Below are 23,477 nucleotides of genomic sequence, written 5' to 3' on the forward strand. Positions count from 1 at the left end.
CGCCCCTTCTTCACTCCCCCTCTTCGAAAAGGAACTGAAAGTCATGGCTGTCCATCCCGAAGCCGCCGCTCTCCTCGCCCGTTCGCATCGGCTCGGCTCCGATCCCCGGAACACCAACTACGCCGGCGGCAACGCCTCCGCGAAGGGCACTGCCACCGATCCCGTCACGGGTGGGGACGTCGAGCTGATGTGGGTGAAGGGGTCGGGAGGCGACCTCGGCACGCTCACCGAAAGCGGGCTCGCCGTGTTGCGGCTCGATCGGTTGCGGGCGCTCGTCGGGGTGTATCCCGGTGTGGAGCGTGAGGACGAGATGGTCGCCGCGTTCGACTACTGCCTGCACGGCAAGGGCGGGGCCGCGCCGTCCATCGACACCGCCATGCACGGGCTCGTCGACGCCCCGCACGTCGATCATCTGCACCCGGACTCCGGCATCGCGCTGGCGTGTGCCGCCGATGGGGAGAAGCTGACCGTCGAGTGTTTCGGCGACACCGTGGTGTGGGTGCCGTGGCGGCGGCCCGGGTTCCAGCTGGGGCTGGACATCGCCGCGATCAAGGAGGCCCACCCGCAGGCCATCGGCTGCATTCTCGGCGGGCACGGAATCACCGCCTGGGGTGACACCTCCGAGGAGTGCGAGCGCAACTCGCTGCACATCATCCGCACCGCGGAGAAGTTCCTCGCCGAGCGGGGCAGGGCAGAGCCGTTCGGCCCCGTGATCGAGGGGTACGAGGCGCTGCCCGAGGGCGAGCGGCGGGAGCGGGCGGCCGCGCTGGCGCCGTATGTGCGCGCGGTCGCCTCGCAGGACCGGGCGCAGGTCGGGCACTTCGACGACTCCGACGCGGTCCTCGACTTCCTGGCGCGGGCCGAGCATCCACGGCTGGCCGCGCTGGGCACCTCGTGCCCGGACCACTTCCTGCGGACCAAGGTGCGGCCGCTGGTGCTGGATCTGCCCCCGGCCGCGCCGCTGGAGGAGGCGGTCGCGCGACTGAAGGAAGTGCACGCCGCCTACCGTGAGGAATACGCCGCCTACTACCAGCGGCACGCGACCGCCCACTCCCCCGCGATGCGTGGCGCCGACCCGGCGATCGTGCTGGTGCCGGGCGTGGGCATGTTCTCCTTCGGCAAGGACAAGCAGACCGCGCGGGTGGCCGGCGAGTTCTACGTCAACGCCATCAACGTGATGCACGGGGCCGAGGCCGTCTCGGTGTACGCGCCGATCGAGGAGTCCGAGAAGTTCCGTATCGAGTACTGGGCGCTGGAGGAGGCCAAGCTGCGGCGGATGCCGAAGCCCGAGCCGCTGGCGACCCGGGTGGCGCTGGTGACGGGCGCGGGCAGCGGCATCGGGAAGGCGATCGCCCACCGGCTGGTGGCCGAGGGCGCGTGTGTCGTCGTCGCCGATCTCGACGGTGGGAACGCCGCCGAGGTCGCCGAGGAGCTGGGCGGGCCGGACCGGGCCGTCGCGGTGACCGTGGACGTGACGGACGAGGAGCAGATCGCCGCCTCGTTCCGTGCGGCCGTCCTCGCCTTCGGCGGGGTGGACCTGGTGGTGAACAACGCCGGGATCTCCATCTCCAAGCCGCTGCTGGAGACGTCCGCGAAGGACTGGGACCTGCAGCACGACATCATGGCCCGCGGTTCCTTCCTCGTCTCGCGGGAGGCGGCCCGGGTGATGATCGCCCAGGAACTCGGTGGTGACATCGTCTACATCGCGTCCAAGAACGCCGTCTTCGCCGGGCCGAACAACATCGCCTACTCGGCCACCAAGGCCGACCAGGCCCATCAAGTGCGGCTTCTGGCCGCCGAGTTGGGCGAGCACGGGATCCGTGTCAACGGCGTCAACCCGGACGGTGTGGTGCGCGGCTCCGGCATCTTCGCGGGCGGCTGGGGCGCCCAGCGGGCGGCGGTGTACGGGGTGGAGGAGGAGAAGCTGGGCGAGTTCTACGCGCAGCGGACCATCCTGAAGCGGGAGGTGCTGCCCGAGCACGTCGCGAACGCCGTCTTCGCGCTCACCGGCGGCGACCTGACCCACACCACCGGCCTGCACGTCCCGGTCGACGCCGGCGTCGCCGCCGCCTTCCTGCGATGAGCGGACGCGTGAAGACGTACGCCGCGGTCGACCTCGGTGCCTCCAGCGGGCGCGTCATGACCGGGCGGGTCGGCCCGGACTCGCTGGAGCTGACCGAGGCGCACCGCTTCCCCAACCGGCCCGTGCGCACGCCGGAGGGGCTGCGCTGGGACATCCTGGCGCTGTACGCCGGGGTGCTGGACGGGCTGCGGGCGGCCGGTCGGGTGGACTCCGTCGGTATCGACAGCTGGGCCGTCGACCACGGCCTGCTGGATGCCGACGGGGCGCTGCTCGGCAACCCGGTGCACTACCGCGACCAGCGCACCGAGGGCGCCGCGGAGAAGGTGTGGGCGACCGTCCCGGCAGCCGAGCTGTACGCGGCGACCGGCATCCAGTACGCGCCCTTCAACACGCTCTACCAGCTGACGGCCGCCGCCGGTACCGCTCAGTTCGCGCTCGCCAGGCGGCTGTTGCTGATTCCCGATCTGCTGACGTACTGGCTGACCGGGGAGCAGGGCACCGAGCTGACCAACGCCTCCACCACCCAGCTGATCGATCCCCGGACGCGGTCATGGGCGTACGGGATCGCCGACCGGCTCGGGATCGACCTCGGGCTGTTCGCGCCACTGCGGGAGCCCGGTGATCCGGCGGGCGTCCTGCGGGACCGGGTGCTCCGGGAGACGGGGCTCACCGGGCCGGTTCCGGTGACGGCAGTCGGCTCGCACGACACGGCGTCGGCGGTGGCCGCGGTGCCGGCGACGGGCGAGCGGTTCGCCTACATCTGCACCGGCACCTGGTCGCTGGCCGGTCTGGAGCTGACCGCGCCGGTGCTGACCGAGGAGAGCCGGGCCGCCAACTTCACCAACGAGCTGGGCCTGGACGGCACGGTCCGCCATCTGCGCAACATCATGGGGCTGTGGCTGCTCCAGGAGTGCCAGCGGGCCTGGGGCGAACAGGACTTGGGCGCGCTGCTGCGGGAGGCGGCCGCGGCGCCGGCGCTGCGGTCGGTGGTCGACGCCGGGGACACGGCGTTCCTGGCGCCCGGCCGGATGCCGGAGCGGATCGCCGAGGCGTGCCGGGCGTCCGGTCAGCCGGTGCCCGGCACGCCGGGTGAGATCACCCGCTGCATCCTGGACTCCCTGGCGCTCGCCCACCGGCGGGCGGTCCAGGACGCGCAGCGGCTCGCCGGGCATCCGGTGGACGTGGTGTACGTGGTCGGCGGCGGCACCCGCAACGCGCTGCTGTGCCAGCTCACCGCCGACGCCTGCGGGCTGCCGGTGGTGGCGGGGCCGACGGAGGCGGCCGCACTCGGCAACATGCTGGTGCAGGCCCGCGCGCACGGACTCGTCGGCGACCTGACCGACATGCGGCGCCTGCTGGTGCGCACCCAGCCGCTCACGCGGTACGAGCCGCGCGGCGACACGGGGCGGTGGCGGGCGGCCGAGGCCCGGCTCGCCGCACGGTGAACCGGGTCTCCCCCGGTCCCCTGGGCGCCGATTACCCTGCACTGGTGAGATGATCGAGTTCTCGAGGAGCCGCGATGCGTGTCGCCCTGTTCCTGACCTGCGTCAACGACACGCTCTATCCGGACACGGGCCGGGCCGTGGTGCGGCTGCTGCACCGGCTGGGCGTCGACGTGGACTTTCCGGTCGCGCAGACCTGCTGCGGGCAGGCCCACTACAACACCGGGTACCGGCACGAGGCGGAGCCGCTGGCCCGCCGCTATGCCGAGGTCTTCGGCGACTACGACGCGATCGTGACGCCGTCGGGGTCGTGCGGGGCGATGGTGCGTGAGCTGTATCCACGCATGGGCGAGCGGGCCCGGGCCGAGGGGCGCGGGGGCTCGCTGGCCGAGGCGGTGGCGCCGGTCGTGCCGAAGACGTACGAGCTGACGGAGTTCCTGGTGGACGTGCTCGGCGTGACCGACGTCGGCGCCTGGTACCCGCACACGGTCACCTACCACCCGACCTGTCACGGGCTGCGTGCGCTGGGCCTCGGTGACCGGCCGCGCCGGCTGCTGGAGGCCGTCAAGGGACTCGAGCTGATGGAGCTGCCGGGTGCCGATGAGTGCTGCGGGTTCGGCGGCACCTTCGCGGTGAAGAACGCGGACGTCTCGGCCGCGATGGGCGTGGACAAGGTGCGCCACGCCGAGTCGACGGGCGCGGAGGTGCTGTGCGCGGCCGACAACTCCTGTCTGATGCACATCGGCGGGACCATGGCCCGGCTGAAGGTGGGCATGCGGCCGGTGCACATCGCGGAGATCCTGGCGAGCACGGAGGAGGAGCCGGCGGTATGAGCGGAACGTATCTGGGCATGCCTGCGTTTCCCCCGCCCACCCACCCGGCCTTCCCCGAGGCCGCGCACGACGCCGTGAACGACCCGACCCTGCGCGGCAATCTGCGGCACGCCACCCACACCATCCGCGCCAAGCGGGCCAAGGCGGTCGCCGAGGTCTCCGACTGGGCGGCGCTGCGGGAGGCAGGCAAGCGGATCAAGGACCACACGCTGCGCCATCTCGACCGCTACCTCGAGCAGTTGGAGGAGTCGGTGACCGCGGCGGGCGGTGTCGTGCACTGGGCGGCCGACGCCGAGGAGGCCAACCGGATCGTCACCGACCTGGTCAAGGCGACCGGCGAGTCGGAGGTCGTCAAGGTCAAGTCGATGGCCACGCAGGAGATCGGGCTGAACGAGGCGCTCGAGGCGGAGGGAATCCGCGCCTACGAGACCGATCTCGCCGAGCTGATCGTGCAGTTGGGCAAGGACCGGCCCTCGCACATCCTGGTCCCGGCGATCCACCGCAACCGGGGGGAGATCCGGGACATCTTCCGCGCGGAGATGGCCGGCTGGGGCCGCCCCGCGCCCGAGGGCCTGACCGACACGCCCGCCGAACTCGCCGAGGCGGCCCGGCTGCATCTGCGGGAGAAGTTCCTGCGGGCCAAGGTCGGCGTCTCCGGTGCCAACTTCATGGTCGCCGAGACGGGCACGCTGGTCGTCGTGGAGTCCGAGGGCAACGGGCGGATGTGCCTGACCCTGCCCGAGACGCTGATCTCGGTCGTCGGCATCGAGAAGATCGTGCCGACCTGGCGGGATCTGGAGGTGTTCCTGCAGACCCTCCCCCGCTCCTCCACCGCCGAGCGCATGAACCCGTACACGTCGACGTGGACGGGAACGACGGACGGCGACGGTCCGCGCACGTTCCACCTGGTCCTGCTCGACAACGGCCGAACCGACACCCTCGCGGACGAGGTCGGACGCCAGGCCCTGCGCTGCATCCGCTGCTCGGCGTGCCTCAACGTGTGCCCGGTGTACGAACGGGCGGGCGGGCACGCCTACGGGTCGGTCTACCCCGGCCCGATCGGCGCGATCCTCAGCCCCCAGCTGCGGGGCACCGGGAGCGAGATCGACGCCTCGCTGCCGTACGCGTCGTCGCTGTGCGGGGCGTGCTACGAGGTGTGTCCGGTGGCGATCGACATCCCCGAGGTGCTGGTGCATCTGCGGGAGCGGGTCGTCGAGGGCGGACCCGCGGTGCGCGGCGGCAACAAGGTGGTGCTCAGGCCCGCCAAGGGTCACGCCGCCGAGCGCGCCGCGATGCGGGCGGCGCGCTGGGCGTTCACCCATCCCGGTGTGCTGGGCGCCGGACAGCGGCTGGCCTCGCGCACCCGCCGGTTCCATCCCCGGTCCCTGCCGGGGCCCGGCCGGGCGTGGACGGGCAGCCGGGATCTGCCGGCGGTGCCCGCCGAGCCGTTCCGGGACTGGTGGCAGCGCACCCACGGTGGGAAGAAGGAAGCCAAGTGAGCCACGCGAGCAGCAGGGAACGGATCCTGGGCCGGGTGCGGCGCGCCCTGGCGGACGTACCGGCGGACGAAGGTCCCTACGAGCAGGCGGTGGCGCGGGACTATCTGCGCGAGCACGGGGAGCGGACCGTCGAGCAGACGGTGGAGCTGCTGGCGGAGAATCTGGCGGACTACCGGGCCGTCGTGCACCGCGCGAGTGACGAGGAGCTGCCGTATCTGATCATGCGGCTGCTGGCCGAGCGCGGCTCCGATCTGGTCCTGGTGCCGCCGGGGCTGCCGCCGGAGTGGATGTCGGCCGCCGATCCCACGCGGGTGCACGACCGCGCGGTGAGCACGCCGCACGAGCTGGACAAGGTCGGCAGCGTGGTCACCGGCTGCGCGGTGGCGATCGCCGAGACCGGCACCATCGTCCTCGACGGCTCCCCCGACCAGGGCCGGCGCCGGATCACCCTGATCCCGGACCACCACATCTGTGTCGTCCGCGTGCCCGAGCAGGTCGTCTCGTCTGTTCCGCAGGCGCTCGAACGCCTCGACCCCCTCCGGCCGCTGACATGGATCTCCGGCCCGTCGGCGACCAGCGACATCGAACTCGACCGCGTCGAGGGCGTCCACGGCCCGCGCACCCTGGAGGTCGTCCTCGTCGGCTGATCCGCTCCCGGGCCGTGTCCCCGGTGGGCAGTGACAGTGGGCTGAACAAGCGCTTAGATAGGAGCCGTACGCCGATCAGTCCGCGACCGCACCGGAGGCGCAGTTGTTCACGTCCGTCGACGATGTCTCCGCCCGCCTCGCCGAGACCGGTTACCTCGCCTCACCTGCCGTGGCCACCACCGTCTTCCTCGCCGCGCGCCTCGGCAAGCCGCTGCTGGTGGAGGGACCCGCCGGGGTCGGCAAGACGGAGCTGGCCAAGGCCGTCGCCGAGGTGGCCGGGGCACGGCTGGTGCGGTTGCAGTGCTACGAGGGCGTGGACGAGTCCCGGGCACTGTACGAGTGGAACCACGCCAAGCAGCTGCTGCGGATCAGCGCCGGCCGTGACGAGACGTGGGACGAGGCGCGCACGGACATCTTCAGCGAGGAGTTCCTGCTCTCCCGGCCGCTGCTCACCGCGATCCGCGGCGAGGAGCAGAAGGTGCTGCTGATCGACGAGATGGACAAGGCGGACGTCGAGGTGGAGGGGCTGCTGCTGGAGGTGCTCAGCGACTTCCAGGTGACCGTGCCGGAGCTGGGCACGATCACGGCGACCCGCCGCCCGTTCGTGGTGGTCACCTCCAACGCCTCCCGTGAGCTGTCGGAGGCGCTGCGCCGCCGCTGTCTGTTCCTGCACATCGGCTTCCCCGAACAGGAGCTGGAGCGGCGCATCGTCCGGCTGAAGGTGCCGGACCTCGACACGGCGCTGGCCGAGTCGGTGGTGCGGGTGGTCGGTGCGCTGCGCGCGATGGACCTGCGCAAGGTGCCGTCGGTCGCGGAGACCATCGACTGGGCGCGCACCCTGCTGGCGCTCGGCGCGGACAGCCTCGGCGAGGCGGTGGTCCGGGAGACCCTCGGTGTGCTGCTCAAGCATCAGGACGACGTGCTGAGGGCGGCGGCCAAGCTGGACCTGGACGCCGTATGACGGTGCCGGTCGAGCAGGGCGGCGTCGCGGCGCGGCTGACCGGGTTCGTCGCCGCGCTGCGGGCGCACGGGATGCGGATCGGCACCGGGGAGAGCGTGGACGCGGCGCAGGCCGTGCAGGCGCTGGGGCTGGCCGACCGGGAGCTGCTGCGGGAAGGGCTGGCCGCCACCCTGCTGCACGGCCCGGGTCAGCGGCCGGTGTTCGACCCCGTCTTCGACCTGTACTTCCCGCGCGCCGTCGGCGGGCCCGGGCAGGAGCCGGCGGGCCGGGAGGACCTGCGGGAGCGGCTCGCGGCGGCTCTGGCGGCCGGCGACGCCGAGGCCATGGGCCGGCTCGCCGTGGACGCCGTCGACGCGCTCGGCGGGTACGGGAGTTCACCCGGCTCGGACGGTTTCTCCTCGTACCAGACCCTGGACCGGCTGCGGCCGCAGACGCTGCTCGCGCCCGTCCGGGAACAGATGCGGGCGCGGGGCGGAGGCGGCGGCTTCGCCGGCCGGCTGCTGGAGGACGAGATCCGCCGGCGTATCGACGCCTTCCGGGCGCTGGTGGCGGCGGAGGCGCGGCGGCGGGTGGCGGAGCGGCGCGGGCGGGACGAGATCGCCCGGCGGGCGGTGGCCCCGACGGTGGACCGGGTCGACTTCCTGTATGCGGGCCGGGATCAACTGGCCGAACTGCGGCGCACGGTGCAGCCCTTGGCGCGCAAGCTCGCGACCCGGCTGGCCGCCCGGCGCCGACGGGCGGCGCGCGGCACGATCGATCTGCGGCGCACGCTGCGCGGTTCGCTGTCGACGGGCGGCGTGCCGATGCGGCCGGTGCTGCGCCGGCGCCGGCCGGCCCGGCCGGAACTGGTGCTGCTGTGCGATGTGTCGGGGTCGGTGTCCGGGTTCTCGGACTTCACGATGCTGCTGGTGCAGGCGCTGCACGACCAGTTCAGCAAGGTGCGGGTGTTCGCGTTCGTCAACCGGGTCGACGAGGTGACCGGGCTGCTGGTGCGCGGCACCGCCGACGCCGAGGGGCTCGGCGGGCGCATCCGCGCCGAGGCCACGCTGACCGGCTGGCACGGCAGCAGCGACTACGGGGTGGCGCTGGGCGAGTTCGCGGAGCGGTACGGCGGTGCGGTGGGTCCGCGCACGACGGTGTTCGTGCTGGGCGACGCCCGCACCAACATGAGCGACCCGAACCTGCCGGCGCTTCGGCAGATCGCCGGGCAGGCCCGCCGGACGTACTGGCTGAACCCGGAGCCGCTCGCCCAGTGGGGCACCGGTGACTCGGCCGCGCCCGAGTACGCGGAGGTCGTGGAGATGTACGAGTGCCGCACCGTGGGTCAGTTGAGCGCGCTGGTGGGGCGTCTGCTCCCGATCTGACGCCCCACCGTGCGACACCGCGTCACTTCTTGGCGTACTCCTTGGCCATCTGGCCCTGGAAGTCGTAGACGACGCACTGTTCGTCGCCCAGCACCCAGGCGTCGTGTCCGGGCGAGCACACGAAGACGTCACCCGGGCCGACCTCGACCTCGGTGCCGTCGTCCATGTGGAGCTGCATCCGGCCCTGGACGATGTAGCCGTTGTGGTGCACCTGGCAGGTGTCGGTGCCGGCGATCGGTCCCACCGACTCGGTCCAGCGCCAGCCGGGCTCGAATGTCGCCACGGCGAAGTCGCATCCGGTCAGATGGACGGCTTCGAGGTGCCCCTTGGGGAAATCGCGCCGTTCGTCCGGCTTGTCGAGCGTCTTGGCCTCCAACATGACGCTCCTCCCTTCCCGCCGCCTCCCGGCGACCGGGGCCGGTCTCGTCCTCCTGCGGAGCAGGCGTGAGCGGCGGGGCCGAACCCTGTGCAACCATCGTCCGCCCGCAGGCGCGCGACCGCCATTCGGGTGAACAGTCGCCGGCCGGTGAAGCTCTCTCAGCTCTCTCCACGGACGATCCGGGAGAAGCGTTCGGCGTCGACGTTGCCGCCGGACAGGATCAGCCCGACCCTCCCGGGCACGGTCCCCGCACGGCCGGCCAGCAGGGCGGCGAGCGGGGTGGCGCCGCTGGGCTCCAGGACGATCTTGAGCCGTTCGAAGGCGAACACCATCGCCTGCCGGATCTCGTCGTCCGTGACCAGGGCGATGTCGTCCACGAGCCTCCGGTTGACGGAGAACGTCAGCTCACCGGGCGTGGGCAGGGCCTGGCCGTCGGCGAGGGTGCGCGGCACCGGGATCTCGATCCGCCGGCCGGCCGCCAGCGACTGCTTGGTGTCGTCGCCGGCCTCCGGCTCCACGCCGATCATTCGGATGCCGGGGCGCAGTCCGGTCGCGGCGGTGGCGCTGCCGGCCATCAGCCCGCCGCCGCCGACCGGGACCACCAGGGCGTCCAGTTCCCCGGTTTCCTCGAGGAGTTCCAGCGCGGCGGTGCCCTGGCCGGCCATGACGTGCGGATGCTCGTAGGGCGGGATGAGCGTCAGACCGCGCTCGGCGGCCAGCGCCTCGGCGAGGGCGACCCGGTCGCCGGTGTAGCGGTCGTACGTCACGATCTCGGCGCCGTACCCTTCCGTGGCCGCCCGCTTGGACGGCGGGGCGTCCTCGGGCATGACGATGACCGCGGTGGTGCCGAGTTCGCGGGCGGCCAGGGCGACTGCCTGGGCGTGGTTGCCGGAGGAGTAGGCGGCGATGCCCCGCTCCAGTTGCTCGGGGGTGAGCCGGGAGGCGGCGTTGTAGGCGCCGCGGAACTTGAAGGCGCCCACGCGCTGAAAGTTCTCGCACTTGAGGAAGACCTCGGCGCCGACGCGCTCGTCCAGGGTGCGCGAGCGCAGGACAGGGGTGCGGTGGGCGACGCCCTTGATCCGCTCGGCGGCGTCGCGGACGTCGTCCAGGGTGATCGGCGCTGGGGTCACGGGTGGGCTCCCTCGGGGGTCGGGGCGGCGGCGCGGGACTGGGCGAGGTAGCTGTAGGCCGAGGCGCGGGAGATGCCGAGGCGGCCGGCGACCTGCTCGACCGCGCGACGCACGGCGAAGACGCCCTGGTCGTCCAGGCTGCGGAACAGGGCGAGCCGACGGGTGCGGTCCAGGCCGGCCCAGGTCTGGTCCTGCCGGCGCAGATGCGCGTCGACGATCGCGTCGACGACGGAGTCGATGTCGTCGCCGAAGGTGGTGACCGGCGGCTCCGACGCGCCGCCCGCGGCCCCGGCGAGCGCGCCGAGCAGGGCGTGGGCACGGTCGACGGCGGTGACGTCGAGGTTGACGCACAGAGCGCCGAAGACCGCGCCGGTGGAGTCGCGCAGCACGATCGTGGAGGACTTGACGCGGGTGCCGTCGGCGGTGCGGGTGACGTAGTTCAGGTCGTCGTCCGCTTCGTCGCCGCGGGCCAGGACGCGCATGCCGATCTCGCTCATCGCGCCGCCGACCGTCCGTCCGGTCACCGATCCGGCCACGGCGACGACCGATTTCTCCGGCTCCCGGTAGTCGTGGAGCACGACCTCGCACACCGGGCCGAAGGTGGCCGCGATGCCGTGCACGACCGGCACCAGGGCGGCGAGGATCGCGTCACGTTCGCCGTCCCGGGCGGTGTCCGACGGGGTCACCAGCACTCCTTGGATTGTGTGTCCAATGTCTGGACTCACAATCCAAGCAGAGCGCGTGCGGCGCGGCAAGCCCCCGCCGCGACCAGCGGAGGCGAACCCCGGGGAGCGCCCGGGTCTCAGTGGTTGGGTGTCGCCGCGCTGATCCCGGCCAGGGCCTTCGTGGAGTCCTCCAGCGTGGCGAGGTCGCCGAGGCTGACCATGCCGACCGGGCAGCCGCCGTGCTCGACGACCGGCAGGCGCCGTACGGCGTGCTCGCGCATGAGCTTGATCGCGTGGTCGGTGGTGTCGGTGGGTGCCACGGTCACCACGGGCGGCCGGCTGCACACCGTGCCGACGGCCGTGGTGTGCGGGTCGCAGCCGTCGGCGACGGCACGGATCACGATGTCGCGGTCGGTGAGGACGCCGAACAGGTCGCAGTCGTAGGCGACGAGGACGTCACCCACGTCCTGTTCGCGCATCACCCGGGCGGCCCGCTCCAGGGTGGTCATAGGTTCGACCGCGACCGCGCCGGGGTGCATCACGTCACGAATGAGCCGGCTCATGGGGTACCTCCCCCGTCCGGGGAACGCTGACTGCTTGCAGCGTAGCCCGAACGGGCTACGGCAAACGGACGGCCGGGCGGGGTGCCGTGAGGACTGCCGGGCGGGGCGCCGTGAGGACTGCCGGCCGTTCGAACGGGCACTCGGGCGCCATCAACGACGCAGTCACCAACCACGAAGGGGTGACAGACCGCTCATGGAGATCTCCGGCGTCATCAGCGCCCTTGTTATCGGCATTGTGATCGGCGTTCTGGGCCGGCTCGCCGTCCCCGGCCGCCAGCGCATCGGCATCCTGTGGACCATCGTGATCGGCATCGTCGCCGCGTTCATAGGCACCGGCATCGCCTCCGGGCTCGGCGTGGCGAACACCAAGGGCGTCGACTGGATCGAGTGGCTCATCCAGATCGCCCTCGCGGCACTCGGCGTCTCGGCGATCAGCAAGGTGAAGCTGCGTCGGTGAGACGGCCGGGCACACGACCGGGGGTCACTCCATGAGGCCGGCCGCCAGGGTGGCCCCCAGGTCCCAGCACGCCTCGATGTCGGCCTTGGCGGGCTCGCCGGTCACGGTCACCGGCTCGGCGGCGCGGCGCCAGCCCAGGCCGGTCGTGATCGCGTCGAGGGCCCGCAGCGCGCCCGTCACGTCGTTGCCGCCGTGCACCCACGCGCCGAAGGGCCGGCCGCGCGTGGCGTCCAGGCACGGGTAGTAGACCTGGTCGAAGAAGTGCTTCAGGGCCCCGGAGATGTAGCCGAGGTTGGCCGGGGTGCCGAGCAGGTACGCGTCGGCCTCCAGCACGTCGGAGACGGTCGCGGCCAGCGCCGGGCGCCGTACGACCCGTACGCCCTCGATCTCGGGGGCACTCGCGCCGGAGACGACGGCCTCGAACAGCGCCTGGCAGTTCGGCGACGGCGTGTGATGGACGATCAGCAAGGTGGCCACGGCTCCCCACCCTGCCGGGGCGGCCCCGCCGGACGCAACCCACGTACCCCGGGCCCCCCGCATGCACGACAGTCCCACGGGTACTCCGGCCGCATGGCCGGTATCGAACTGAGAAGCAGCGCGTTCAACGACCATGCCGTCATACCGCGCCGCTACGCCCTGGAAGGCGAGAACGTCTCTCCTCCGCTGGCCTGGTCCGGTGTGCCGGACGGCACGGCGGAACTGGTGCTGCTGTGCGAGGACCCGGACGCCCCGTCCGGCACCTTCGTGCACTGGGTCGTCGTAGGAGTCGACCCGGGCACTACGGGCGCGGAGACGGGCAGCGGCCCGCCCGGCGGCACCGAACTCGTCAACGGCTACGGCAGGCGCGGCTGGGGCGGGCCGCATCCACCGCCCGGCGACGAGGCGCACCGGTACTTCTTCCGCCTCTACGCCCTCGGTGCGCCGTGCGCCCTGCCCGACGCGCCCTCGGCCGAGCAGGTGCACGAGGCGGTGGAGAAGCAGCAGCTCGCGAGCGGCACCCTGGTGGGCCTCTACCAGCGGTGATCGGGCGGGAAGAACGCGAAGAACGTGAAGAACACGGAGAAAGGCGAACCGTGAACGAACCCCAGCACCCCGCCGAGCAGCACCCGCAGCCCGACTTCCCCGCCCAGGACCAGCCGCATCCCGGCTGGACGGGCCCCATGGACCCGCCGCCCGACCACGGTGAGGAGTCCTACCGGGGCAGCGGACGGCTGACGGACCGCAAGGCGGTGATCACCGGCGGCGACTCCGGAATCGGCCGGGCCGTCGCCCTGGCGTTCGCCCGCGAGGGCGCCGACGTGCTGTTCACCCACCTGGACAGCGAGAAGGACGAGGCGGCCGAGACCGCCCGGCTGGTCCAGGAGGCGGGCCGCCGGGCGGTCGCGGTGCCGGCGGACATCCGCGAGGAGGACACCTGCCGCGCGATGGTCGACCGGGCGGTGCAGGAGTTCGGCCGGATCGACGTGCTGGTGAACAACGCCGCCTACCAGATGTCCCAGCCGGACGGCATCGAGGCGATCTCGACCGAGCAGTTCGACCGGGTCATGCGCACCAACCTGTACGGCATGTTCTGGCTGACGAAGTTCGCCGTGCCGCACATCCCCGAGGGCGGCAGTGTCATCAACAGCGCCTCGGTGCAGGCGTACAAGCCCAGCCCGCATCTGCTGGACTACGCGATGACCAAGGGCGCGATCGTCACCTTCACGCAGGGCCTCGCGCAGATGCTGATCGACCGGGGCATCCGGGTCAACGCCGTGGCTCCGGGGCCGGTGTGGACGCCGCTGATCCCGGCGACGCTGCCGGACACGGCCGAGTTCGGCAAGCAGGCACCGATCGGGCGGCCCGCGCAGCCCGCCGAGATGGCGCCCGCGTATGTGTTCCTCGCCTCGCAGGAGGCGTCGTACATCACGGCGGAGATCGTCAACGCGACGGGTGGGACACCGCTGCCCTGAGACCCGCCGTCCTCATCCGTCCTGGGCGCCCCCGGCGGCGTCCAGGACGTCGACGCACCACTGCCGGGCCGTGTCGGCGACCTCCTCCAGGGTGCCGGGTTCCTCGAAGAGATGCGTGGCGCCGGGCACGACGTGCAGCGTGTGCGGGCCGCCCAGCTCGCGCGCGGCGGCCTCGTTGAGCCGCAGCACCTCCCCGTCCCGGCCGCCGACCAGCAGCAGGACCGGCGCGCGTACGGCGCCCAGGGCGTCGCCCGCCAGATCGGGGCGGCCGCCGCGGGAGACGACCGTGAGGACCCGCTCGGGCCGCCGCGCCGCCGCGACCAGCGCCGCCGCGGCGCCCGTGCTGGCGCCGAACAGCGCGACGGGCAGCTCGCGGGTGGCCGCCTCCCGGCCGAGCCAGTCGAGGGCGGCCGCGAGCCGCGCGCCGAGCAGTGAGATGTCGAAACGGTGCTCGGCGGTGATCCGGTCGCGCTCGTCCTCGTCCTCGGTGAGCAGATCGACGAGGAGGGTGGCGAGGTCGGCCTCCCGCAGCCGGTCGGCGACCATGCGGTTGCGCGGACTGTGCCGGGAGCTGCCGCTGCCGTGCGCGAACAGCACCACGGCCCGGGCGCCGTCCGGCACCACGAGACCCCGTGCCCGCGGGGCGGCCCCCCCGGGCCCCCGGAGGGTTCGAGTGTTCTGGGCGGCTCCACCCCTCGCCGGGCGGGGCACGCCTGGGCGCCCCCCCCCCCCCCGGGGGGGGGGGGGCCCCCCCCCCCCGACGGTGCCTACCAGCCGCGCGCGGCCCGCAGCAGCACCTCGCGCACCCGGGCGACGTCCGGGTTGTCGCCGACGCCGGGGCGCTGCACCAGGAAACCGGTGTTGATGGGTGGGTCGTCGGGTTCGTGCAGCGGGACGAGGGTGCCGCGGGCCAGCTGGTCCAGGCACAGGTAGCGGGGCAGCACGGTGAACCCGGCGCCCGCCTCCACCGCGGCGAGCACCCCGCGCAGATCCGGCACCGTGACGGCCGCCGTGCACGACAGCCGGCGGCCGAAGACATGGCGCCAGTAGCGGCGGGCGATCGGCAGGTCCTCGGCGTAGCTGACGAGCGGGACGGGGTGCAGCACGGCGGGGCCCTCGACGGCGAGCCGTTCCTTGAGGGCGTCGGCCCAGACGGGGGCAGCGACGAGCACGAACTCCTCGTCGGTCAGCGGCACGGAGGTCAGGGCCCGGCCGCGCGGGCGGGCGGTGGCGATGACGAGGTCGTGGCGGCCGGCGCGCAGTTCGTCGAGCAGCGCGTCGGTCAGGCCGGGGCTCACGCGCAGCCGTACGCCGTCGGCGACCAGCGGGGCCAGCGCGGGCAGGGCGCGGCTGCACAGCAGCTCGGCGGGCCCGGCAAGGTGCACGGGAGCGCGGCGGTCGCCGGCGGCCGGGTCGGGGCCGGCCACGGTCGCCAGCTCGTCCAGCGGCGTGGAGATCCGGGCGGCGAGTTCGTCGGCGACGGCGGTCGGCACGACGCCGCGCGGGCCGCGCTCGAACAGCTCGCGCCCGGTCTGCCGCTCCAGGGCCCGCATCTGCGTGGTGACCGTGGGCTGGGACAGGCCCAGCAGCTGGGCGGCGCCCGTGAAGGAGCCGGAGCGGTACACGGCGAGGAAGGTGCGCAACTGGTTGAGGTCGAGCTGGTCGGTCACCCGTCGAATGTACGGGGCCGAAGACCGGCCGAGCCATAGGCAGACCAATGGCAGTCATGGAGATGTTCATTGGATTCCTATGGCCGGCCGCCCTACGGTCGACCGTGACAGTCACCCCTCACGAACCTCACGGAAGAGACCCATGTCGAAGATCCTCTTTGTGATGACCGGTGCCGACCGGCTGACGCTCGCCGACGGCACCCAGCACCCGACCGGTTTCTGGGCGGAGGAGGCCGTCGCCCCGTACGAGGCGTTCAAGGCCGCCGGACACGAGATCGTCGTCGCCACGCCCGGCGGTGTGGTGCCGCCCGTCGACAAGGCCAGCCTCGAGGCCGAGGTCAACGGCGGCCAGGACAACGCCGACCGGATCGCCGCCGCGCTGGACGCGATGGCCGAGCTGCGGCGGCCGGTGCGCCTGGAGGACGTCACCCTCGGCGACTACGCCGCCGTCTTCTACCCCGGCGGTCACGGCCCCATGGAGGACCTGGCGGTCGACGCCGGCTCCGGCCGGCTGCTGACCGAGGCGCTGGCCGCCGGCACGCCGCTCGGCGTGGTCTGCCACGGCCCGGCCGCACTGCTGGCGGCCCGTTCGTCGGACGGCGGCAACGCCTTCGCCGGCTACCGGGTCGCCGCCTTCACCAACGCCGAGGAGATCCAGGGCGGCCTCGCCGACCAGGTGAAGTGGCTGCTGCAGGACCGGCTCACCGAGGCGGGCGTGCTGGTGGAGGCGGCCGAGCCGTGGGCGCCGCACGTGGTGACCGACCGCACCCTGGTCACCGGCCAGAACCCGGCCTCCTCCGCGCCGCTCGCGGCCGAGCTGCTGAAGCGGCTGGGCTGAGAGCCGGTCGGGGCGCCGGCCGGGCTGAGCCCGTCCGGGTGAACCGTGACCTGCCGGACCGCCCCGACATGCGGCCGGGGCGCCGGGGCTCTTGACTGAGGGCAGCGAAGGCCCGGCAGCAGCACGGCAGGAGGTCACGCATGGAGACACCCGACCCGCCCGAGAACGCCCCCCGGGCGGCCCAGGACTCCCCGCACGCGGCCCAGGCGGTCCCCGCCACCGCCGTCTCGTCCCCGCAGGCGGCACCCTCCGCCACCGTCTCACCGTCACCGCCGCAGACGCCGCCCTCCTCCGCCGCTGCCCCGCCCGCGCGGCGCGCACCCGGCCTCAACGCCGGGCGGCTGTGGGCGGGCGGGGTGATGGCGGCCGGGGTCGCCGGGCTCGCGGCCGTCGCGGCACTGCTGGTCGTGCGCGGGGTGCTGGGGGTTGCGCTGTTCGTGCCCCGGGGCGACGACGTGATGGAGAGCGCCTCCACGAGGATTCCGGCGGCGGGCGCGGCCGTGGCCGCCCTCGTCGCGACCGGTCTGGTCCATGTCCTCGTCCTGACCGTTCCGCGCCCCGGCCGCATGTTCACCTGGCTGGTCACGGCGGGCACGGCGGCGGCCGTCGTGCTGCCCTTCACGACGGCCGCGAGCACCGGCGCCCACATCGGCATCGCCGCGGTGAACCTGGCCGTCGGCGCCACGATCGGCTCCCTGCTGTCGGCGGTGGGGCGCGGAGCGGTACGCCGCGGGTGGTGACCGGCGTCGCGTTGTCCGGCCCGACCAGGGCCTACGCCGCCGTGTCGAGGAACGCCGTCACGCGCCGTACGAACCACTCGGGGTCGTCGAGCCACGGGTAGTGCCCGGCGCCCGGTTGTACGGCGACCTCCGCGTGCGGGAAGGATTCGGCGGCGCGCCGGGTCAGGGCCGGGCTGGGGCCGCCGTCCAGCTCTCCGGCGAGGAACAGCACCGGGGAACTCAGCGCGGACAGCGCGGCCCGGGTCGCCGGCGGGTCGAAGGCCTCCGGGTCGAAGTAGCGGTCGGCCGCGTCGTCGTTGGTCTGCGCTTCCTCGGACTCCGCGTGCGCCCGGGCGGCGTCGTCCCAGCGGCCGTAGAAGAAGGGCGCGACGTCGAGACCGTACTCCCGCTCCCCCGCCAGCCAGGCCCGCAGCGCGGCGAAGGCGTCCTCGAAGCCCGGCCTGCGCTGCCGCAGCCGGGCCGCCGTCAGCCGGTCCTGCGGGCTCGCCCGCAGCCCCAGCGGCCGCAGGGCGGTGGTGACGAGCGCGAGCCGGGCCGTCCGGTGCGGGTGGCGGGCCGCATACAGGGCGGCGAGGCTGCCGCCCGCCGAGTGCCCGAGCAGGTCCATCCGGTCCAGGCCGAGGTGGACCCGCAGCGCCTCGACGTCGCCCACCAGCCGGTCGCAGCGGTACGTCGCCGGGTCGGCCGGTGCCGCCGAGTCGCCGGTGCCGCGCAGGTCCAGCAGGACCAGGCGGCGGTGCCGGGCGAGGCCGCCCAGGTCCCCGAGGTAGGCGGAGGCCCGCATGGGGCCGCCGGGCACGACGACGAGGGGGTCGCCCGTACCGCGCTGGTGGTACGCCAGCTCGGTGCCGTCGGCAGCGGTGAAGGTCGGCATGATCGAGAGCATCGGTCGTCGTACCCGTGCCCCGCAAGGTATTTCCGGGACCGAGGCGAAAAAGTGCGCCCTTCCCTCTTGCCTGCTCCGCAGTCGCCTGGATTACTGATCCACAGCACCTCGACCGAATGATCGGTCGCCCGGATTGGCATGGTTGGTGAGGGAGAAGTCCCGATGGCGGATGCGACGGCGGACCTGCTGGACTCGGGGGAACGGCTCGACCGGGACGCCCTGCGCGCGCTGCAGCTGGAGCGGCTGCGGTCGTCGCTGCGGCACGCGTACACGAACGTGCCGTTCTACCGGGAGGCCTTCGACAAGGCGGGCGTGCATCCGAAGGACTGCCGCTCGCTGGAGGACCTCGCGAGGTTCCCGTTCACCGTCAAGGCCGACCTGCGCGAGAACTACCCCTTCGGGCTGTTCGCCGTCCCCCGGGACCGGGTCCGCCGGCTGCACGCCTCCAGCGGCACCACCGGCCGCCCCACGGTCGTCGGCTACACCGACGGCGACCTGTCGCTGTGGGCGGACATGGTGGCCCGCTCGATCCGCGCGGCGGGCGGCCGCCCCGGCGACATCGTGCACATCGCCTACGGCTACGGCCTGTTCACGGGCGGCCTGGGCGCCCACTACGGCGCCGAGCGCCTCGGCTGTACGGTCGTCCCCGCGTCCGGCGGGATGACCGCCCGCCAGGTGCAGCTGATCCAGGACCTCGGGCCGCGGATCATCATGGTGACGCCGTCGTACATGCTCACCCTGCTCGACGAGTTCGAGCGGCAGGGCGTCGACCCGCGCTCCACGTCGCTGGAGGTGGGTGTCTTCGGCGCCGAGCCGTGGACGGAGGAGATGCGCCGGGAGATCGAGGCGCGGTTCGGCATCGACGCCGTCGACATCTACGGGCTGTCGGAGGTGATCGGCCCCGGCGTGGCGCAGGAGTGCGTGGAGACCAAGGACGGCCTGCACATCTGGGAGGACCACTTCTACCCGGAGGTCGTCGACCCGATCACCGGCGAGGTGCTGCCGGACGGGGAGGAGGGCGAGCTGGTCTTCACCTCGCTCACCAAGGAGGCCATGCCCATCGTCCGTTACCGCACCCGTGATCTGACCCGGCTGCTGCCGGGCACGGCCCGCGTGTTCCGGCGGATGCAGAAGATCACCGGCCGCAGCGACGACATGGTGATCCTGCGCGGCGTGAACCTCTTCCCGACCCAGATCGAGGAGATCGTGCTGCGCACACCGGGCATCGCGCCGCACTTCCAGCTGCGGCTGACCCGCGAGGGCCGCATGGACGCCCTCACCGTCCGCGCCGAGGCCCGCCCCGACGCCGGCCGCGAGGCCCGTGAGGCCGCCGCCCGGTCCATCGCGACGGCCGTCAAGGACGGCATCGGGGTCTCGGTCGGCGTCGAGATCGTCGACCCGGAGTCCCTGGAACGCTCGGTCGGCAAGATCCGCCGGATCGTCGACCTGCGCCCGCGCTGAGACGGGCGCGGCGGGTCTGCGCGGGCCGTTGCGCGGGCGAGCGCGGTCTGCGCGGGCCGTCGCGGGCGAGCGCCGAGGGGCCGCAGCCGAGTGCGCGGAGGCGACGGGCCGCGCGGTCACCCCGGCGGGCGCCGGTGCCGCGCGGGCGCGCGGGCGAGCGCCGGGGCCCGCAGTCGCCCGGGCAAGCGCCGACGGGTGGTCCGTCGCGCGGCCCCGCAGCCGTGCGCACAACCGGGCAGCCCGGCACCAATGGCGCCGCGTAGACGCGCGGGCAGGCGTCGAAAGGCCGCGCAGTTGTTCGCACGGTGCTTACGGCCCGAACATCCCGCGGGCCACGTATCCGCGGGGCCACATATGCGTGCGGGCCGGGGCCACGTACGCGCGCGGGCCGCATAGTCGTGCAGGCGGGCGCCGACGGGTCCCGCCGGCGTTCGACGCGTTGCGGTCCGCCGTCACGTCAGCGATCGCGGACCGCCGTCATGTCAGCGCGGGCGGCGTCCAGTCCGCGTGCCGCAGCAGGCCGCGCAGCATCACGGCGGGCGGAGTGAGCCGTACCGCGGTGTTGCGCAGGCCGACGGCCAGCGGGTGGGTGAGCTGGTGGCCCATGCGGCCGGCCTGGCGCGCGGCGCGGGCGACCCCGGCGCTGCGCGGGCGGCGCTCGGCGTCGTAGCGGACGAGGGCCGCCTCGACGGACGGCTCGGCGGCCAGGGCGGCGGCCAGCACCACCGCGTCCTCCAGGGCCTGGCAGGCGCCCTGGCCGAGGTTGGTGGTCATGGCGTGGGCGGCGTCGCCGAGCAGCGCCACCCGGCCGGAGGCGAACGTGGGCAGGGGCGTGGCCAGTTCGTGGATGTCGTGGTGCAGGACGTCCTGCGGGCGGGTGGCCGCCAGCAGCTCAGGGATCGGGTCGTGCCAGCCGGCGAACCGTTCCCGTACGGCGGCCAGGGCGTCGGCGTACCGGGTGCCCGGCGGCGCGCCCAGCACCGCGAACCACTCCGCGCGGCCGTCCGCCAGGGCGAGGTGGCCGAACTCCGCACCCGGGCCCCAGGTCAGACAGAAGTCGGTGGGCACGGCGAGCGGCCCGTCGGTGAGCGCCCGCAGGACGGTGGAGCCGCTGTGCACCGGCCCCGGATGACCGGGCAGGAGCTGCGCGCGCAGCCGGCTGTTGACGCCGTCGGCGGCCACCACCAGGTCGGCCTCCAGGGCACCGTCCGCGAACAGCACCCGCGGCCGGGCGGGGTCGGTGAGGTCGATGCCGGTGGCCTGTGTGCCGACGTGCAGCCGGTCGGCGGGCAGTGTCTCGCGCAGCAGCCGGTGCAGGTCGGCCCGGGTGATGCCGTGGATCGGGTCCCCCACGGCGCGGGCCAGCGCGGCGCCGTCCAGCCGGGTCAGCCAGCGGCCGTCGGGGGTACGGGTGCCGCCGGTGTGCACGGGCCGCGCGGCCGCCCGCACCGCCGCGCCGGCGCCGAGCGCGTCCAGCGCGCGCAGACCGTTGGAGTGCAGGGAGATACCGGCGCCGACGTCCGCGAGGACCGGCGCGCGTTCGACGACGGTCACCTCCCAGCCGGTCCGGCGCAGTCCGATCGCGGCCGCCAGCCCACCGATGCCCCCTCCCACGACCACCGCACGTCCGCGCATGCCGCCCCCTATTTCTCGTCTTCCTCGCTGCCGGTCTTCTACATCTGTAGAAGACGGCAGCAGCGTACGCCCGCCCTCTACAGCTGTAGAAGCCGGGGTGTAGAAAGGACCGGTGACCACCGACCGACGCACCGTGCTCGCCGACGCGGCCATCGGCGTCCTGGCCGACGCCGGGATCCGCGGGCTGACCCATCGCGCCGTCGACGGGGCGGCGGGCCTGCCCTCCGGGACGACATCGGCGTACTTCCGCACCCGGCAGGCGTTGCTGACCGCGCTGGTCAGGCGGCTGGTGGCGCTCGACCAGGCGGAGTTGCAGGCGGCCGGGGCAGCGACGCCGACACCGCGGACCGCGGACGACCTGGTCGCCGGGATCGCCGCGCTCACCGAACGCCGGCTCACCGGGGAGGGGCGGCGCCGCTCCCTCGCGCGCTACGCGTGCGCGCTGGAGAGCGTGCGGCACCCGGAGCTGAGGGAGATCCTGCGGCCGCGCGAGAACGCGGGCCGCGACCTGGTGCGCGCCTTCGTCGCGGCGCACGGGCACACGGACGCCGAGGAACGCACGCTGACGCTGCTGACCTGCGTGGACGGCCTGGTCTTCGACCGGCTGGTGAGCGGCGGCGCGGTGTGCGCCGAGGAGATCCGGCGGCTGGTGGAGACGGCGCTGCGCTGAGCCGCCTCACCCGTCCTTGAGCCGGTCCCGCAGCTCCCGTTTGAGGATCTTCCCGCTGGCGTTGCGCGGCAGCGCGTCGACGAAGACGACCCGCTTGGGCGCCTTGAACGCGGCGAGCTTCTCCCGGGCGTGGGCGATGAGTTGGGCCTCGGTCACCTCGCCGCGCGCGACGACGACCGCGGTGACCGCCTCGATCCAGCGCTCGTCGGGCAGCCCCACCACCGCGGCCTCGGCGACGGCCTCGTGTGTGTACAGGGCGTCCTCGACCTGGCGGGAGGCGACCAGCACGCCACCGGAGTTGATGACGTCCTTGACCCGGTCGACGATCGTGAAGTAGCCGTCGGCGTCGCGCACCGCGAGGTCGCCGGAGTGGAACCAGCCGTCACGGAAGGCCTCGGCGCTCTCCTCGGGCTTGTCCCAGTAGCCCTCGCACAACTGCGGGGAACGGTAGACGATTTCACCGGGCGTGCCGGCCGGCACGTCCTTGCCGTCCTCGTCGACCACCCGCGCGTCCACGAACAGCACGGGCCGGCCGCAGGAGTCCATGCGCCCTTCGTGCTCGTCGGGTCCCAGCACGGTCGCCAGCGGGCCGATCTCGCTCTGCCCGAAGCAGTTGTAGAAGGCCAGGTGCGGCAGCCGGCCGCGCAGCCGCTCCAGCACGGGCACCGGCATGATGGAGGCGCCGTAGTAGGCCTTGCGCAGCCCGTCGAGGTCACGGGTGGTGAAGTCGGGGCGGTTCGCCAGGGCGATCCACACCGTGGGCGGCGCGAAGAGGCTGTCGCAGCGGCCCGTCTCGATGAGGTCGAACAGCCGCTCCCCGTCCGGGGCGTCGAGGATGACGTTGGTGGCGCCGACGGCGAGGCAGGGCAGCAGGAAGACGTGCATCTGCGCCGAGTGGTACAGCGGCAGCGAGTGGACCGGGCGGTCACCGGCGCTCAGGTCGAGGGCGGTGATGGCGCTCAGATACTCGTGGACCAGTGCGCGGTGGGTCATCATCGCGCCCTTGGGCAGGGCGGTGGTGCCGGAGGTGTACAGCAGCTGGACCAGGTCCTCACCGCGCGGTTCCGGCCCGTCGTACGGCGCGGTCGCGGGCAGCCGGTCGAGCAGCGCGTCGTCCGCGTCCCGCAACGGCAGGGTCGTCACGCCGTCCGGCAGGTGACCGGCGAGGGCGGGGTCGGTGAGCACCAGCGCGCTGCCCGACTGGTGGACGAGGTAGGCGAGGTCGTCGCCGGTGAGGTGCTGGTTGACGGGGACGTGCACCAGGCCGGCGCGGGCGCAGGCGAGGAAGGCGATGAGGTAGGCGTCGGAGTTGTGGCCGTAGGCGGCGACCCGGTCGCCCGGGGAGAGGCCCTCGCCCCGCAGCAGGCCCGCCGCGCGGGAGACGGCGTCGTCGAGTTCCTCGTACGTCCAGGAGCGCTCGCCGTAGGTGACGGCGACGCGCGCGGGGGTGCGGCGGGCGCTGCGGCGCAGCACGCCGTCGACGGTGCTGCCATGTCCGGGCGTCATGCCTCATGATCCTCGACGCACGCGCCGGGGCGGTCAAGACACGTGCGCAGTCCGGGGGATCCCGGCCCGGCCCGCACGGCATCCGGCATCGCACGG

Annotated in this window: 24 protein-coding genes; 14 read left to right on the forward strand and 10 right to left on the reverse strand. The window is 73.5% G+C overall.

The window, feature by feature from the left end; genetic code table 11:
• Nucleotides 1-43: 43 nt before the first annotated feature.
• The 7 genes from AB0J12_RS10080 (at nt 44) to AB0J12_RS10110 (ending at nt 8,829) form a co-directional block, all read left to right on the forward strand.
• The gene (locus tag AB0J12_RS10080; RefSeq protein WP_363263785.1) at nt 44-2,083 is read left to right on the forward strand and encodes a bifunctional aldolase/short-chain dehydrogenase; all 2,040 of its coding nucleotides are present in this window, start codon (nt 44-46) and stop codon (nt 2,081-2,083) included.
• Nucleotides 2,080-3,528 (forward strand): rhamnulokinase family protein, encoded by a 1,449-nt coding sequence (locus AB0J12_RS10085; RefSeq protein WP_363263786.1) that lies wholly within the window; start codon nt 2,080-2,082, stop codon nt 3,526-3,528. The genes AB0J12_RS10080 and AB0J12_RS10085 overlap by 4 nt, the downstream gene beginning before the upstream one ends.
• 74 nt (nt 3,529-3,602) lie before the next feature.
• Nucleotides 3,603-4,358, forward strand: coding sequence for a (Fe-S)-binding protein (locus tag AB0J12_RS10090; protein ID WP_363263787.1), 756 nt, complete (start codon nt 3,603-3,605; stop codon nt 4,356-4,358).
• The gene (locus tag AB0J12_RS10095; protein ID WP_363263788.1) at nt 4,355-5,857 is read left to right on the forward strand and encodes a LutB/LldF family L-lactate oxidation iron-sulfur protein; all 1,503 of its coding nucleotides are present in this window, start codon (nt 4,355-4,357) and stop codon (nt 5,855-5,857) included. Before AB0J12_RS10090 ends, AB0J12_RS10095 begins: the two co-directional genes overlap by 4 nt.
• Nucleotides 5,854-6,504 (forward strand): lactate utilization protein C, encoded by a 651-nt coding sequence (locus tag AB0J12_RS10100; protein ID WP_363263789.1) that lies wholly within the window; start codon nt 5,854-5,856, stop codon nt 6,502-6,504. Before AB0J12_RS10095 ends, AB0J12_RS10100 begins: the two co-directional genes overlap by 4 nt.
• Nucleotides 6,505-6,607: 103 nt before the next feature.
• Complete coding sequence (locus AB0J12_RS10105; protein WP_363263790.1) at nt 6,608-7,465, forward strand: MoxR family ATPase; 858 nt, start codon at nt 6,608-6,610, stop codon at nt 7,463-7,465.
• Nucleotides 7,462-8,829, forward strand: coding sequence for a VWA domain-containing protein (locus tag AB0J12_RS10110; RefSeq protein ID WP_363263791.1), 1,368 nt, complete (start codon nt 7,462-7,464; stop codon nt 8,827-8,829). Before AB0J12_RS10105 ends, AB0J12_RS10110 begins: the two co-directional genes overlap by 4 nt.
• Nucleotides 8,830-8,851: 22 nt before the next feature.
• On the opposite strand, the gene AB0J12_RS10115 is transcribed toward AB0J12_RS10110, so the two are convergent.
• From AB0J12_RS10115 to AB0J12_RS10130, 4 genes are all read right to left on the reverse strand, one after another.
• Nucleotides 8,852-9,208, reverse strand: a complete 357-nt coding sequence (locus AB0J12_RS10115; RefSeq protein WP_363263792.1) for a cupin domain-containing protein — start codon at nt 9,206-9,208, stop codon at nt 8,852-8,854.
• 158 nt (nt 9,209-9,366) lie between these two features.
• Nucleotides 9,367-10,338, reverse strand: a complete 972-nt coding sequence (locus tag AB0J12_RS10120; RefSeq protein ID WP_363263793.1) for a threo-3-hydroxy-L-aspartate ammonia-lyase — start codon at nt 10,336-10,338, stop codon at nt 9,367-9,369.
• Nucleotides 10,335-11,024 (reverse strand): PAS domain-containing protein, encoded by a 690-nt coding sequence (locus AB0J12_RS10125; RefSeq protein WP_363263794.1) that lies wholly within the window; start codon nt 11,022-11,024, stop codon nt 10,335-10,337. The genes AB0J12_RS10120 and AB0J12_RS10125 overlap by 4 nt, the downstream gene beginning before the upstream one ends.
• A gap of 116 nt (nt 11,025-11,140) precedes the next feature.
• Nucleotides 11,141-11,566, reverse strand: a complete 426-nt coding sequence (locus AB0J12_RS10130; protein ID WP_363263795.1) for a CBS domain-containing protein — start codon at nt 11,564-11,566, stop codon at nt 11,141-11,143.
• A gap of 193 nt (nt 11,567-11,759) precedes the next feature.
• Between AB0J12_RS10130 and AB0J12_RS10135 the strand changes: the two genes are divergently transcribed.
• Entirely contained in the window at nt 11,760-12,023 is a 264-nt protein-coding gene (locus AB0J12_RS10135; protein ID WP_363263796.1) for a GlsB/YeaQ/YmgE family stress response membrane protein, read from the forward strand.
• A 24-nt stretch (nt 12,024-12,047) separates the two neighbouring features.
• Here the strand turns inward: AB0J12_RS10135 and AB0J12_RS10140 are convergent, their stop codons facing one another.
• Nucleotides 12,048-12,500 carry an NAD(P)H-dependent oxidoreductase gene (locus tag AB0J12_RS10140; RefSeq protein ID WP_363263798.1) on the reverse strand — a complete coding sequence of 151 codons (453 nt, stop codon included), beginning with the start codon at nt 12,498-12,500 and terminating at the stop codon, nt 12,048-12,050.
• Nucleotides 12,501-12,593: 93 nt separating this feature from the next.
• Between AB0J12_RS10140 and AB0J12_RS10145 the strand changes: the two genes are divergently transcribed.
• Entirely contained in the window at nt 12,594-13,046 is a 453-nt protein-coding gene (locus tag AB0J12_RS10145) for a YbhB/YbcL family Raf kinase inhibitor-like protein (protein ID WP_363263799.1), read from the forward strand.
• Nucleotides 13,047-13,096: 50 nt separating this feature from the next.
• Nucleotides 13,097-13,975 (forward strand): SDR family oxidoreductase, encoded by an 879-nt coding sequence (locus AB0J12_RS10150; protein ID WP_363263800.1) that lies wholly within the window; start codon nt 13,097-13,099, stop codon nt 13,973-13,975.
• Nucleotides 13,976-13,987: 12 nt separating this feature from the next.
• Here the strand turns inward: AB0J12_RS10150 and AB0J12_RS10155 are convergent, their stop codons facing one another.
• Both AB0J12_RS10155 and AB0J12_RS10160 read right to left on the reverse strand, forming a co-directional pair.
• Nucleotides 13,988-14,599 carry an alpha/beta fold hydrolase gene (locus tag AB0J12_RS10155; protein WP_363263801.1) on the reverse strand — a complete coding sequence of 204 codons (612 nt, stop codon included), beginning with the start codon at nt 14,597-14,599 and terminating at the stop codon, nt 13,988-13,990.
• Between the two features lie 143 nt (nt 14,600-14,742).
• On the reverse strand, nt 14,743-15,645 hold the full coding sequence (locus tag AB0J12_RS10160; RefSeq protein ID WP_363263802.1) for a LysR family transcriptional regulator: 903 nt from the start codon (nt 15,643-15,645) through the stop codon (nt 14,743-14,745).
• A 142-nt stretch (nt 15,646-15,787) separates the two neighbouring features.
• On the opposite strand from AB0J12_RS10160, the gene AB0J12_RS10165 reads away from it, so the two are divergent.
• Nucleotides 15,788-16,483, forward strand: a complete 696-nt coding sequence (locus AB0J12_RS10165; protein ID WP_363263803.1) for a type 1 glutamine amidotransferase domain-containing protein — start codon at nt 15,788-15,790, stop codon at nt 16,481-16,483.
• Nucleotides 16,484-16,623: 140 nt separating this feature from the next.
• A complete protein-coding gene (locus AB0J12_RS10170) occupies nt 16,624-17,223 on the forward strand; it encodes a DUF6069 family protein (RefSeq protein ID WP_363263804.1) in 600 nt (199 codons plus the stop codon).
• Between the two features lie 31 nt (nt 17,224-17,254).
• Here AB0J12_RS10170 and AB0J12_RS10175 read toward each other — a convergent pair whose 3' ends face one another.
• Entirely contained in the window at nt 17,255-18,097 is an 843-nt protein-coding gene (locus tag AB0J12_RS10175) for an alpha/beta hydrolase (RefSeq protein ID WP_363263805.1), read from the reverse strand.
• Between the two features lie 174 nt (nt 18,098-18,271).
• On the opposite strand from AB0J12_RS10175, the gene paaK reads away from it, so the two are divergent.
• Entirely contained in the window at nt 18,272-19,570 is a 1,299-nt protein-coding gene (gene paaK, locus AB0J12_RS10180; RefSeq protein ID WP_363263806.1) for a phenylacetate--CoA ligase PaaK, read from the forward strand.
• A gap of 477 nt (nt 19,571-20,047) precedes the next feature.
• Here the strand turns inward: paaK and AB0J12_RS10185 are convergent, their stop codons facing one another.
• Complete coding sequence (locus AB0J12_RS10185) at nt 20,048-21,205, reverse strand: FAD-dependent monooxygenase (RefSeq protein ID WP_363263807.1); 1,158 nt, start codon at nt 21,203-21,205, stop codon at nt 20,048-20,050.
• A 112-nt stretch (nt 21,206-21,317) separates the two neighbouring features.
• On the opposite strand from AB0J12_RS10185, the gene AB0J12_RS10190 reads away from it, so the two are divergent.
• Complete coding sequence (locus AB0J12_RS10190; RefSeq protein WP_363263808.1) at nt 21,318-21,875, forward strand: TetR family transcriptional regulator C-terminal domain-containing protein; 558 nt, start codon at nt 21,318-21,320, stop codon at nt 21,873-21,875.
• A 6-nt stretch (nt 21,876-21,881) separates the two neighbouring features.
• Here the strand turns inward: AB0J12_RS10190 and AB0J12_RS10195 are convergent, their stop codons facing one another.
• Entirely contained in the window at nt 21,882-23,381 is a 1,500-nt protein-coding gene (locus AB0J12_RS10195; RefSeq protein WP_363263809.1) for an acyl-CoA synthetase, read from the reverse strand.
• Between the last annotated feature and the right edge of the window lie 96 nt (nt 23,382-23,477).

This window comes from Streptomyces sp. NPDC049915 (assembly GCF_040656475.1).
Lineage (GTDB): Bacteria > Actinomycetota > Actinomycetes > Streptomycetales > Streptomycetaceae > Streptomyces.

What these genes read in the sequence shown, in the direction of transcription:
- AB0J12_RS10080 (WP_363263785.1), top strand. Translation starts at nt 44, where the DNA reads ATGGCTGTCCATCCCGAAGCCGCCGCTCTCCTCGCCCGTTCGCATCGG.
- AB0J12_RS10085 (WP_363263786.1), top strand. Translation starts at nt 2,080, where the DNA reads ATGAGCGGACGCGTGAAGACGTACGCCGCGGTCGACCTCGGTGCCTCC.
- AB0J12_RS10090 (WP_363263787.1), top strand. Translation starts at nt 3,603, where the DNA reads ATGCGTGTCGCCCTGTTCCTGACCTGCGTCAACGACACGCTCTATCCG.
- AB0J12_RS10095 (WP_363263788.1), top strand. Translation starts at nt 4,355, where the DNA reads ATGAGCGGAACGTATCTGGGCATGCCTGCGTTTCCCCCGCCCACCCAC.
- AB0J12_RS10110 (WP_363263791.1), top strand. Translation starts at nt 7,462, where the DNA reads ATGACGGTGCCGGTCGAGCAGGGCGGCGTCGCGGCGCGGCTGACCGGG.
- AB0J12_RS10115 (WP_363263792.1), bottom strand. Translation starts at nt 9,208, where the DNA reads ATGTTGGAGGCCAAGACGCTCGACAAGCCGGACGAACGGCGCGATTTC.
- AB0J12_RS10130 (WP_363263795.1), bottom strand. Translation starts at nt 11,566, where the DNA reads ATGAGCCGGCTCATTCGTGACGTGATGCACCCCGGCGCGGTCGCGGTC.
- AB0J12_RS10135 (WP_363263796.1), top strand. Translation starts at nt 11,760, where the DNA reads ATGGAGATCTCCGGCGTCATCAGCGCCCTTGTTATCGGCATTGTGATC.
- AB0J12_RS10145 (WP_363263799.1), top strand. Translation starts at nt 12,594, where the DNA reads ATGGCCGGTATCGAACTGAGAAGCAGCGCGTTCAACGACCATGCCGTC.
- AB0J12_RS10165 (WP_363263803.1), top strand. Translation starts at nt 15,788, where the DNA reads ATGTCGAAGATCCTCTTTGTGATGACCGGTGCCGACCGGCTGACGCTC.
- AB0J12_RS10170 (WP_363263804.1), top strand. Translation starts at nt 16,624, where the DNA reads ATGGAGACACCCGACCCGCCCGAGAACGCCCCCCGGGCGGCCCAGGAC.
- AB0J12_RS10175 (WP_363263805.1), bottom strand. Translation starts at nt 18,097, where the DNA reads ATGCCGACCTTCACCGCTGCCGACGGCACCGAGCTGGCGTACCACCAG.
- paaK (WP_363263806.1), top strand. Translation starts at nt 18,272, where the DNA reads ATGGCGGATGCGACGGCGGACCTGCTGGACTCGGGGGAACGGCTCGAC.
- AB0J12_RS10185 (WP_363263807.1), bottom strand. Translation starts at nt 21,205, where the DNA reads ATGCGCGGACGTGCGGTGGTCGTGGGAGGGGGCATCGGTGGGCTGGCG.
- AB0J12_RS10195 (WP_363263809.1), bottom strand. Translation starts at nt 23,381, where the DNA reads ATGACGCCCGGACATGGCAGCACCGTCGACGGCGTGCTGCGCCGCAGC.